At 38.4% G+C, this 11,453-nt stretch carries 10 protein-coding genes and 1 riboswitch; of the genes, 7 read left to right on the forward strand and 3 right to left on the reverse strand.

The window, feature by feature from the left end; genetic code table 11:
- Window positions 1–66: 66 nt before the first annotated feature.
- Window positions 67–999 carry an aromatic amino acid DMT transporter YddG gene (gene yddG / locus WA249_RS11150; protein ID WP_336168717.1) on the reverse strand — a complete coding sequence of 311 codons (933 nt, stop codon included), beginning with the start codon at window positions 997–999 and terminating at the stop codon, window positions 67–69.
- Between the two features lie 203 nt (window positions 1,000–1,202).
- Between yddG and WA249_RS11155 the strand changes: the two genes are divergently transcribed.
- The 4 genes from WA249_RS11155 to uca all read left to right on the forward strand — a co-directional run bounded on the left by WA249_RS11155 (window position 1,203) and on the right by uca (window position 7,580).
- Window positions 1,203–2,153 (forward strand): 3-hydroxyacyl-CoA dehydrogenase NAD-binding domain-containing protein, encoded by a 951-nt coding sequence (locus WA249_RS11155; RefSeq protein ID WP_336168718.1) that lies wholly within the window; start codon window positions 1,203–1,205, stop codon window positions 2,151–2,153.
- A gap of 284 nt (window positions 2,154–2,437) precedes the next feature.
- Window positions 2,438–2,533: riboswitch (guanidine-I (ykkC/yxkD leader) on the forward strand.
- Window positions 2,534–2,561: 28 nt separating this feature from the next.
- Window positions 2,562–3,302 (forward strand): urea amidolyase associated protein UAAP1, encoded by a 741-nt coding sequence (locus WA249_RS11160; protein WP_336168719.1) that lies wholly within the window; start codon window positions 2,562–2,564, stop codon window positions 3,300–3,302.
- Window positions 3,303–3,317: 15 nt separating this feature from the next.
- Entirely contained in the window at window positions 3,318–3,971 is a 654-nt protein-coding gene (locus WA249_RS11165) for an urea amidolyase associated protein UAAP2 (RefSeq protein WP_003651023.1), read from the forward strand.
- Window positions 3,972–3,974: 3 nt separating this feature from the next.
- Complete coding sequence (gene uca, locus WA249_RS11170; protein WP_336168720.1) at window positions 3,975–7,580, forward strand: urea carboxylase; 3,606 nt, start codon at window positions 3,975–3,977, stop codon at window positions 7,578–7,580.
- A 40-nt stretch (window positions 7,581–7,620) separates the two neighbouring features.
- Here the strand turns inward: uca and WA249_RS11175 are convergent, their stop codons facing one another.
- Window positions 7,621–8,157: an NAD(P)H-dependent oxidoreductase gene (locus tag WA249_RS11175; RefSeq protein WP_336168721.1), complete on the reverse strand. Its 537-nt coding sequence runs from the start codon at window positions 8,155–8,157 to the stop codon at window positions 7,621–7,623.
- A gap of 93 nt (window positions 8,158–8,250) precedes the next feature.
- On the opposite strand from WA249_RS11175, the gene WA249_RS11180 reads away from it, so the two are divergent.
- Window positions 8,251–8,601 (forward strand): winged helix-turn-helix transcriptional regulator, encoded by a 351-nt coding sequence (locus tag WA249_RS11180; protein ID WP_336168722.1) that lies wholly within the window; start codon window positions 8,251–8,253, stop codon window positions 8,599–8,601.
- 73 nt (window positions 8,602–8,674) lie between these two features.
- Here the strand turns inward: WA249_RS11180 and WA249_RS11185 are convergent, their stop codons facing one another.
- The gene (locus tag WA249_RS11185; RefSeq protein WP_336168723.1) at window positions 8,675–10,618 is read right to left on the reverse strand and encodes an AAA family ATPase; all 1,944 of its coding nucleotides are present in this window, start codon (window positions 10,616–10,618) and stop codon (window positions 8,675–8,677) included.
- A 265-nt stretch (window positions 10,619–10,883) separates the two neighbouring features.
- Between WA249_RS11185 and WA249_RS11190 the strand changes: the two genes are divergently transcribed.
- Window positions 10,884–11,009, forward strand: coding sequence for a hypothetical protein (locus WA249_RS11190; protein WP_114271554.1), 126 nt, complete (start codon window positions 10,884–10,886; stop codon window positions 11,007–11,009).
- A 4-nt stretch (window positions 11,010–11,013) separates the two neighbouring features.
- A complete protein-coding gene (locus tag WA249_RS11195) occupies window positions 11,014–11,448 on the forward strand; it encodes a CopG family ribbon-helix-helix protein (protein WP_001118705.1) in 435 nt (144 codons plus the stop codon).
- Window positions 11,449–11,453 lie beyond the last annotated feature (5 nt).

Genomic DNA, 11,453 nt, shown 5'->3' on the forward strand with positions numbered 1-11,453 from the left:
TTGGGTAATGGGGGAATTCTTCTTCGTCGGAGTTATCTTAAGTCCGAAAAAAGCATTGCGATCAATCTACAATACTTTTTGGTCTTTTCTTAATTTTTTAAAGAAGGGCTGAATCACAGACCAATTCGTTGAAACCCAGCAAATAAAGGAACCCGCCGTCACCATTGCTGTTCCTTGCCAAAAGCTCATCGATAATTGAGTTTGTAAAACAAACATAGCCAAAATAGACGAGATAATCGGGGTGAAATAAGAGGCCACCACAAGCACGGTAATGTTTCCATGAATGATGCCAATGTTCCAAGCAGCATAACCAAAACCCATGGCAGCAGATGCCACTAAAAGGGTGAGGAGAGCTGGAATATCCATTGAAGGAATAGCAAAGTGCCCCGATACAAGCAGCTTGAACCATAGTGTTAGCGCGACACCAACAAAGAAAATAGAAATTGGATTTTGCCCATTACTTAATTTTTTGGTGATTACACAGTAAAAAGCCCAAATGATGGCACCTGTAAATGCCAAAATATAGCTCAGTGGGTTGCTATGAAAATTATCGATAATACTATTTAAACTAAAATCACCGCTTCCAGTTTGAATAAAAATAATGCCAGAAATTGAAATAAGTAAGCCAAGAATAATAAGAAAATTAAACTTTAATTCCTTAAAAATCACGAAAGCCAGAACCGTTAAACTCGGCCACAAATAGTTAACAATACTAATTTCAATGGCTTGTCTTGCTGTCTGAGAATAAGCAATCGCAAATGAAAAGCACACCTCATAAGCCACAAATAGAATTGTGCCAAATATTAAGTATTTTTTAGAGATCTGTTTAAAGTCTGGGACTTTGAAAATGGCCAGCAACAGTAGCGCACTTAAAGAATAAATAAGCGTAACACCTAGCTCCGGTCCAAGGGCGGCGCTGACTTGCTTCATCAGACCGACCAGAGATGCCCACATGAGAATGGCGCTTAAACCAATCAATGTTGCTAGATTTTTTGACATAAAATTCAGTAAATAACGGTTAAAAAATGGTAAAAGATTAAGTTGTACTAATGAAAGGAATCAATTTTCAAGCTAAGAAATATAGGACAAATTATATAAAATATAAACAATTAAATTTATTGATTGGTTGAATCTGCTATGTTTATTGAGCATTCAATTGAGTAAAGAAATTTCGAATAAAACAACATTTTTACGAGGAAAATATGGAAGTCATTAAAACAGTTGGTGTTGTTGGAGCAGGTGTAATAGGTGCGAGTTGGACGGCCTTATTTTTATATAAAGGATTTAAAGTTAAGGTTTACGACCCGTATCCTATAGATGAAGCGGTCTTTAAAAATAGAATATCTGCAAATTTAAATGATTTATTGGCTTTAGATCAAAGCGCTGAACACGCCCATTCTTTATCAGATGTGCTGCTTCATCTGGAAATTTTTAATAATTTAAAAGATGCAGTTTCAGACGTAGATTTTATTCAAGAAAATGCCCCTGAACGTCTCGATGTCAAACAACAGCTATATCAAGAAATCACAGGATATTGCCCTGAACATACTATTATTGCTTCAAGTTCATCGGGCTTAAAAGTGTCTGATTTTCAAAAAGAGGCGCAACATCCTGAACGTATTTTATTAGGTCATCCTTTTAATCCGCCACATCTTTTACCTTTGGTCGAGATTGTCGGTGGTAATTTGACAGATCCTCAAATTTTGAAACAGGCTTCTGAGTTCTATAAAAAACTGGGCAAGAATCCAATCGTTTTAAATAAAGAAGTAAAAGGGCATGTCGCAAACCGTTTGCAGGCTGCGCTATGGCGAGAAGCTTTTTCATTGGTTGAACAAGGAGTGTGCTCTGCTGAAGATGTCGATGTCGCGATTACCAGTGGACCGGGTTTAAGATGGGCGCTATTTGGCCCCTACATTAATATGCAGCTGGCAAACCAAAAGGGCTTTAAAGAAGCAATTCATCATTTAGGCCCACCAATGACAGAATGGTGGAATGATATGCATGCATTTCAACATTCAGATGAGGCAACAGAGTTATTGGAAGCAGAAACCAACCAGCTGTTAACACAATATAAAGATATCGATTTATATCAAACCAGAGATAAAGGTCTGGTCGATATCTTAAAGCTCAGACAACAACTTAAACTAGATTAATTCAAACTCTTAGAGTAGAGCCAATCATTTTACTGTAGAGATGATTGGCTTTTTGTTAGATCAATAAGAAAAACATTCCTAATTAAAATTGCTGTGCATTCGTTAATTGTTACTCAAATATCTATAGAGACAATTACTGCGGTACTGATACTTTGAAATGCACAATTTTTAGTGCAGCTTTTTATTTTTGAACTTAAATTGCACCTAAACAGCTCAAGTTTAGTATTACTTTTAACCAAAATCGTAATACTAATCTGGCATGTCCTTTGCATAGTCTTAAGCAATCAAAAGTGATCTAGGGTTCCGATACTTCATGTATGACTGGACCGAGAGTTCACGGTTCCTAGCGAACTACACGGAGGGATAAAAGCCCGGGAGGAAGTCTAAAACTATCCGACAGGAGTAGCTATGAACACTGCAAGTTATCATAACAATCAGGCGATTTGGACCGAACTTTTACCCGGAGGACATCACTGGTCGGGTCGTATTCAAAAAGGAACTATTCTTAGATTTACATCGCTTGGCGCTCAGGCAAATGTTTCTTTGTTTTGTGTAAATGCTGCCGATGTGCTTGAACGTTTTAACATGCCCGACAGTTTAAAAGGACAACATACCGCTTATTTAAAAGCTTCCAATGTGCTCTATTCGGACCTTGGGCGTGTGATGGCTTCTATTGTTCGTGACGACCATGACTGGAATGATGCACTTTGTGGCCCAAGCCGACCTGAACAAATTGAGAAGCAATTCGGCAATCGCACATTTCAAGATGCCCGCAATGATATGTATCAAAACGGTTTAGACAGCTTACTCATTGAAATGTGTAAATACGGACTTGCCAGCCAAGACCTGAGTGCCGCGGTTAACCTATTTTCTAAAGTTGTGCCAGATGAAAACGGCGCTTTGTCTTATGCCAGTTCTGACAACACCAATCAAAGCATTGAAATGCGCTTTGAAATGGACTGCTTAATATTTTTATCTGCTGCACCGCATGGTTTAGACACCAGCCCAATCTATCAACCTGCTGATATTCAACTCAGTCTATTTAAAGCCAACTCTCTAACAGACAGCGATATTTGTCGTGATGCATGTTCGCAAAATCAGCGCGCGTTTCAAAACACAGCCCGCTACTACGCGCTTAGCAATATTTAAATCAGGAGAAGCATCATGACAGTTTTACAATCATTTGAAAAAGCAGTTTTAAATGAAGTTTGTCCTGCGGGTGAAGCGTGGATGTGCGAGGTTAAAAAGGGCCAATATTTTCGAATTATTGATCTGGAGGGAAACCAAGCGGTTGATACTTTGTTTATGAGTGCCGAAAATCCAACTGAGCGTTATAGCGCAATGGACACTTTGGCCATCAACCAACATATTTATTTAGAAAAGGGCACCAAGCTTTACAGTAACTTTGGCCGACCAATTGCGGTTATTCATGATGATAATTGCGGGCGCCATGACACTATTGGCGGGGCTTGTTCATGTGAAAGTAATACGGTTCGCTATGCACATGAAACTTACCCAATGCATAGTTGCCGGAACAACTTTATGTATGCCTTGGCAAAACACCCGATTGCAAAAAAGCATGGCTTAAATGTCCGTCACATCGGCCCAAACATTAACTTTTTTATGAATGTGCCAGTAACACCAGACGGTCAGCTTAAATTTGATGATGGAATTTCAGGTCCGGGTAAATATGTCGAAGTTCGGGCGGAAATGGATTTGATTGTTTTAATTTCCAATTGTCCGCAGCTCAATAACCCATGTAATGCCTATAACCCAACCAAAATTCAATTGGTTGTCCGTGAAGCGGAAGGGGTGTAAAGCATGTTTAAAAAAGTTCTGATTGCCAACCGTGGTGCAATTGCCTGTCGTGTAATTCGCACCCTTAAAAAACTCGGGATCGCTTCGGTGGCTGTTTACTCCGAAGCCGACCGTGATTCGTTACACGTGACTTTGGCCGATGAAGCTTTCCTAATTGGTTCTGCGCCTGCTCATCAAAGTTATTTAAATATTGAAAAAATCCTTGAAGTTGCAAAACAGTCGGGAGCAGAAGCCATTCATCCCGGTTATGGTTTTTTGTCTGAAAATGCCGAGTTCTGTGATTTGTGTGAAAGCCAAGGAATTGCTTTTATTGGGCCAACTTCAAGCCAAATGCTCGACTTTGGTTTAAAGCATACTGCGCGTGAGCTGGCTATTAAAAGCAATGTACCTTTACTTCCGGGCAGTTCGCTACTTGCCGATGAAGCTGAGGCTTTAACCGAAGCTGCCCGTATTGGTTATCCAGTCATGTTGAAAAGTACCGCAGGCGGCGGTGGTATTGGCATGCGTTTGGTCTGGAATGAAACCGAATTAAAAGATGCCTATCAAACTGTGTCTTATTTAGCACAGGTCAATTTTAAAGATGCGGGTCTGTACTTAGAGAAATTTGTACAACATGCACGCCACATCGAAGTTCAAATTTTTGGTGATGGGAAAGGACAAGTTTTAGCGTTGGGTGAGCGTGATTGTTCGGTACAACGCCGTAATCAGAAAGTGATTGAAGAAACACCTGCACCACACTTAAATGAACAGCAACGTGACTATCTTCAAAAAGTTGCGATTCAACTGATGCAGTCGGTGAACTACCGCTCGGCAGGCACAGTTGAGTTTGTAATGGACACTGAAACCCAAGAATTTTATTTCTTAGAGGTCAACACACGTTTGCAAGTTGAACACGGCGTGACTGAGCAAGTGTTTGGTGTCGATTTGGTTGAGTGGATGGTGACATTGGCAAGTGGTGACTGGTCAGCACCCACTGAAAAGTTAGAACCGACAGGACATTCTATTCAGGTTCGTCTTTATGCCGAAGATCCGATTAAACAGTTCCAACCCAGTGCAGGCTTACTCACACATGTCAAATTTGACCCGAAAGCACGAGTCGAAACATGGGTAGAAACAGGTTCAACGGTATCGTCTTTTTATGACCCAATGATTGCCAAAATCATTGTGACTGCTGCAACACGGGACCAAGCCATACAGGCAATGACTGCTAGTCTTGCCAACACGCAAGTCGCTGGTATCGAAACCAATCTGGAATATTTACAAAATATTATTGCTTGTGATGTGTTTGCTTTGGGTACTCAAACCACCCGATTTTTAAATACGTTTGGATGGAAAACTCAAAAAATTGAGGTGTTGCAAGCTGGTATTCAAACCGCCATTCAAGATGTAACAGGTCGGTTAGGTTATTGGGATGTTGGTGTACCACCATCAGGTGCTATCGATCCACTCAGTTTAACTGTGGCAAACCAGCTTTTAGCCAATGAGCTAAATACCGCAGGGCTTGAATGTACCTTGCAAGGGCCAACTCTAAAGTTTCACTGCGACAGCCAAATTGTCATTACGGGCGGTGATATGCCGTCAAAACTTGATGGTGAACTTGTACCGATGTGGCAAACCATTAATGTGAAAAAAGGCCAAGTTTTAAAATGCGGACTTATCCGTTCAGGTTGCCGTAGCTATATTGGTGTGAAAGGTGGTTTCGATGTTCCTGACTATTTAGGGTCACAGGCAACTTTCACTTTAGGGCAGTTTGGTGGGCATGCAGGCCGTAATTTATTAATTGGTGATATGCTGCCGATTACTGAATATTCCGCTCAATCGACCACAGCTTTAGCTCAAGCACAAATTCCAAGCTTTACCCAAAACTGGGAAATTGCAGTCATGTATGGGCCACATGGCGCGCCAGATTTTTTCACCAAACAAGATATTGATACCTTCTTTGCCAATGAGTTTGAAATTCACTATAACTCAAGCCGTACAGGCATTCGTTTAATTGGGCCAAAACCTGAGTGGGCACGTGAAGACGGTGGTGAGGCAGGCTTACATCCTTCCAATATTCACGATAACGCTTATGCCATTGGTGCAATTGATTTTACGGGCGATATGCCAATTATTTTGGGGCCGGATGGTCCAAGCTTAGGTGGCTTTGTTTGCCCTGCGGTAGTGATTCATTCTGAGCTTTGGAAAATCGGGCAGCTGAAAGCCGGCGATAAGGTCAAATTTGTGCCTGTGAGTTACGCGCAAGCAAAAGCACTCGACCAAAAATATCATCAAAGCTTAACCACGGCTGATACGACTCAGATCGATTTCAACCCAATCATTCAAGCAGAGCCCGACACTTTACAAGATGCTGTTTTGGCCACTTTAGACGGTAAAGCTGACTTACCAAGCGTGACCTATCGACCAGCAGGAAATAGCTATTTACTGGTGGAATATGGCGAGTTAGTACTCGATCTAAATTTACGCTTCCGTATTCATGCGCTTATGCAATGGGTCAAAGATCAAAACATTCAGGGCATTATCGACTTAACACCGGGCATCCGTTCACTACAAATTCATTTTGATTCAATTCAACTCGATCAACTGGAGCTTTTAGAGAAACTTCAACAAGCGGAAGCCGAGTTACCTAATATTCAAAATATGCAGGTGCCTTCACGGACGGTCTATTTGCCTTTGGCTTGGGAAGACTCGCAAACTCAACTTGCCACCGAGCGCTACACACAAATTGTTCGTCCAGATGCACCGTGGTGCCCAGATAACGTCGAGTTTATTCGTCGTATTAATGGCTTAGCTTCTAAGCAAGCAGTTAAAGATGTGGTCTATAGTGCGAACTATTTAGTAATGGGTTTAGGCGATGTGTATTTAGGCGCTCCCGTTGCAACACCGCTCGACCCACGCCAACGTTTAGTGACCACAAAATATAATCCGGCACGAACTTGGACACCTGAAAATGCCGTGGGCATTGGCGGGGCGTATATGTGTGTATACGGTATGGAAGGACCGGGTGGCTACCAGTTTGTCGGTCGCACGACCCAAATGTGGAGCCGTTACCGTAAAAATGCCGACTTCGAAGAAGGTAAACCGTGGTTATTACGCTTTTTTGACCAAGTAAAGTTTTATGAAGTTTCTGAGGCTGAACTTTTACAAATGCGTGAAGACTTTAAGGCGGGCCGACTAAAACTTCGTATTGAAGATGGTGTGCTCAACTTAAAAGAATACAACGAGTTTTTAAAGACGCATCAAGACAGCATTCAAGCCTTTAAAGATATGCAACAAGCTAACTTTGAGGCTGAACGCCGCCGTTGGCACGAAGCGGGCTTGCAAGAATATATTTCTGAAAGCCTAGATGCTGTTGATGAAGGTGAAACCGTAGTTATTCCTGAAGGCGGCTGTGCAGTCGAATCACACATGCCAGGCTCAATCTGGAAAATCGAATGTGCATCGGGTGATATTGTTGAAGAAGGTGCAACCCTTGCAGTCATTGAGGCAATGAAAATTGAAATTCCAATTATTGCGCCCGAACGGATGAAGGTCGAAACCATTACCATAGAAAAAGGGCAAACTGTAAAAACGGGACAAGTGCTATTTACCTTGGCACCAGTTGCTTAAACCTAAAAGAGAGCATCAATATTGATGCTCTCTTTTTATTTTATGCTTCGTTCAAATGCTTTAATACTTTATGACCATGTTCAACCGCTTTTAACTTAATTTCAGACTCTGAATGACCTGATAACGGAGAAACGTCATAAAGCAAGTAGGTGGCGCTTAACTGCATTTGTGTATATTGAATTGAATATTGAACCGCTTTTAAAAAACTATCCGCTAAGTTTTCTCGGTCATTCACCATATCGGCTTCTTTTTGCCCGACTGTCATACTAATAATGACTTTTTTATCTTTTAATTTATCGCCTTGAGAGCCATAAGCAAACTGATAAGTAAAAACTTCATCAAACCATAACTTTAAAATTGCCGGCATATTAAACCAGAACATTGGATATTGCAGAATGATGGTGTCATGGCGTAATAACGCTTCTTGTTCAGCACTTACATCAATTTTATAGTCTGGATAAAGCTGAAAAATATCTCGCACTTCAAGGTCCGGATAGGTTTTTATAAGTTCATTCACTATCGTTTTATTTGCAATTGATTGAGCGTAGTAGGGATGAGCTAAAATCAGTAAAGCCATGAGAATACCTTTAAACTATAAAAATAATAGTCACTATAATTTTTATAGTATTGGCGTACAATAACTATCAAAGTTGATAGGTAGCGTTTAAAAATGGCAAATACTGAAAATACATGTGAAGTCACAGTAAATGGAAAAACTTATCCATGCCATATCAGTATGGCTATGGACTTGGTGGGTGGAAAATGGAAATGTGTGATTTTGTATTATTTAAAAGATAAGCCGAAACGCTTTAATGAAATCAAGCAACTCATTCCTACAATTACTGAAATGACATTAAGTCTTCAACTCAAGCAGTTAGAGCAAACCGGCTTAATCTCTAGAACGGTTTATGGTGAAAAAGCACCAATCAAAGTTGTCTATGAAATGACAGATTTTGGAAAAACGTTTAGGCCAGTTTTAGATTCTTTATATGTATGGGCTCATAGTTTGATTAGTCGGTAATAATAAAGATTCACTTTGTTTTAGAAGAGACTCTTTTAAAATAAATTTAGTTTTAAAAGAGCTCTTATTTAATTTACGAAGTTTTAGAAGCATCATTACTGGTACTAATATGAATAAAAATTTTTTCACAAAGCTCTCTTGCCGATTGAGTTAGTTCCCAGTCCACATGATCCATAAGTGTTAAAATTAAACGGCAAAATTTTAATTTTTCTTTAATTGTTCCTGATTTATCAGCGAAGCATCTCTTGGGTTTGTCATCTGAAGTTTGAGGTTCATCTACTTTGATGTGGTTATCTATTATTTGTCCAATACCATGTTCTTGATGAAAATAACTTACATTTTTTGATAAACGACTAATATCAAAACCTTCTTTACTTGAATCTTGCATACCATCAATATACAAATAATCACTAAGTATATTTTTTAAATTTTCATCTGTAGCTAAAGCTTCTTTTAAACCGGAAAATTTAATATGACATGCTAAATTTACTAGACTTGTATGAATTGTATTTTCTGTCTCTTTACATTCTAATAATAAAAACTTATCACCTAAACTTTGGTTTAGTTGTCCTACACGGTTGCTTTTATTTTTTATATCGCCATCTGCAATTAATAAAACACTGCTTGTAGTAAGTAAGGCATTCATGCCTCGGTCATCTAAGTGCTCTGTAAATTCATCACTAAAATCCCAATGAACTAAATTACTTCCAGCGTACTCGACAAAGGTATAGTGATAATTGGGCATAAAACGACGATACTGTTTATATAATTCTGTATTTGCTGTTTTTAATTCACTTAAGAATTTCTCCATATATTTTGTGATATAAAGCCGATCAGTTATGCCTTCAACCCAAATTGTGCAGTTGGCTAAATAGACTGAAGAGGGTTTTACACCTAATGAAGCAAGTAAGTCTCGATCTCTATCACAACGATAAATTTTAAATTCAAATTCTTTTGGATCTTCAGATTTAGGCTGTTTAACAAATTTTTGGATAATAACTTGGTCCGATTCATCTGCCATATCTAAAAGATGATTCGAGTGTGTAGTAAAAAAATAATAATGTTTAGTTTCATTTAAATAAAAATTCATGAGCTGGCGAACCATGCCAGCATGCATATGTAATTCAGGTTCCTCTATAAAAAAGGAATAGATTTCATTTTTTTTAGTGAAAGCTTCATAAGTTAAAATAATAGCTTGTTGTAAACCGTCGCCTAACTGTGAAATAGGGAATTGCTTATCCCTTCCTATTTTAATATTAACAACATCTTGATCGTGTTTAGGAATGAGAGAGACTGGCTCGTTATCAAAAAAATATTGGCTAAGCTTTTCTTCATAATTTTTAATTAAATCACGTTGCTCGGGTTCACCAAGTAGATGGACTTTAAGCTCGTAATAAAGACATTCCCCAGTAATGATATTTTTTTCATTAACCTTATGAATATCTTTAAAATAATCTTTTTGAGCTCGCTCAATATATGGCTGCTTATTTTCTATTTCTGTAACAGGGCGCATTCCTCTGAGTGTAGGAATATAGAATTTTTCAGAGTCTAAACTTAGATTGGAACTATCTTGATACTGTTCCTTAAATTCATTCTTTAAATTAATAGAGTGTTGATTTGGACCAAATTTATGTACAAGTCCCATACTATTTAAGTAATCAAGGCAGTATTTAAATTGTTCGGCAGAACTATTGACAGAATAATTTAAGGCTTCTTGAAAACCGTTTAATTGAGAAAGGAAATCACTATATGAGCCTCTCTCTTTTAAATATTTATATTCATCTTTTTCTTGAAGTTCTTGTGAAACAGATAAAAGTTGTCTAAATAGTTTTATTTGATAACGGTGGGATGGTGTTTTACTACTAAAAAAATTTCTTAGAAATCTACTTTTACCAGCATTATTTTTACCAATAAAAAAATTTAATCTTTTTATTTCAAGAATTTTATTATAGTTATCTTCATTGTCAGAAGTATAATTATCAACGTTTTCAGGCCAATAATATAATTTATTATTCATATTTCAAAAGTGATAAAGGCTTAATTGTTAAATATATGATATTACAAAATAATTTTAATTTAAAATTTATTTGACCAATCGTACAATGTTTTTTATTTCACTTTTTTATGCCCTAATTTTGTACAAATTTAAATAATTTGCCCAAAAACTACTCAAAAATCTCCCCCCAACCCATCAAAACTACGCTTAAAAACTGGCACATTTTCTGCATCTCATATCAGTAATACAAAAACTGAATTTGGTAATACCAAGCTCGAGGTGAGATATGAACGATGTAAAACCTGTGGTTCAACCAAAGCCAACTTTAAAAGCTTTTTTAGTCGAATTGCTCAGCATACGTGCAGGCGTATATATCAAACAAAACAATCAGCCGCCTAAAACGAAAGGATAAGACTGTGGCAAAACAAAAGTTGGCTCGAATCAGTATTACTGTACCTGAAACGACCCTCAACGCACTCGACCAAAAAATTGTCGAGCAGAACTATGAAAGTCGCTCGCAAGCCATTGTCGACATGATTAATAAACACCTAATTGCAGAGCAGGCGCAGGCCAATGAAGTCATGGTGGGAACCTTGACGCTACTTTATGACGCGAGCCAAATGACCTTGCGTAATCAATTGGTTGATTTACAACAACAGTTTTTAGCACAGGTCATTAGTTCACTTCATATCCAGCTCGACCAACAAAAGATATTGCAAGTCATGTTAATGCAGGGTGCGAGTTCTGAACTCAGACAAATTAGCCAGCAATTTATTGTGCTTAAAGGGGTGATTAAAGGGCATTTAGAACTGATGGATGCCGTGATGCCGCCTATACAGCAAAATGACTAAATGAG

The sequence above is a fragment of the Acinetobacter sp. 161(2023) genome (assembly GCF_037027805.1).
GTDB lineage: Bacteria > Pseudomonadota > Gammaproteobacteria > Pseudomonadales > Moraxellaceae > Acinetobacter.

Coding starts and splice junctions, on each gene's coding strand:
- yddG (WP_336168717.1), bottom strand. CDS start 999: ATGTCAAAAAATCTAGCAACATTGATTGGTTTAAGCGCCATTCTCATG.
- WA249_RS11155 (WP_336168718.1), top strand. CDS start 1,203: ATGGAAGTCATTAAAACAGTTGGTGTTGTTGGAGCAGGTGTAATAGGT.
- WA249_RS11160 (WP_336168719.1), top strand. CDS start 2,562: ATGAACACTGCAAGTTATCATAACAATCAGGCGATTTGGACCGAACTT.
- WA249_RS11165 (WP_003651023.1), top strand. CDS start 3,318: ATGACAGTTTTACAATCATTTGAAAAAGCAGTTTTAAATGAAGTTTGT.
- uca (WP_336168720.1), top strand. CDS start 3,975: ATGTTTAAAAAAGTTCTGATTGCCAACCGTGGTGCAATTGCCTGTCGT.
- WA249_RS11175 (WP_336168721.1), bottom strand. CDS start 8,157: ATGGCTTTACTGATTTTAGCTCATCCCTACTACGCTCAATCAATTGCA.
- WA249_RS11180 (WP_336168722.1), top strand. CDS start 8,251: ATGGCAAATACTGAAAATACATGTGAAGTCACAGTAAATGGAAAAACT.
- WA249_RS11185 (WP_336168723.1), bottom strand. CDS start 10,618: ATGAATAATAAATTATATTATTGGCCTGAAAACGTTGATAATTATACT.
- WA249_RS11190 (WP_114271554.1), top strand. CDS start 10,884: ATGAACGATGTAAAACCTGTGGTTCAACCAAAGCCAACTTTAAAAGCT.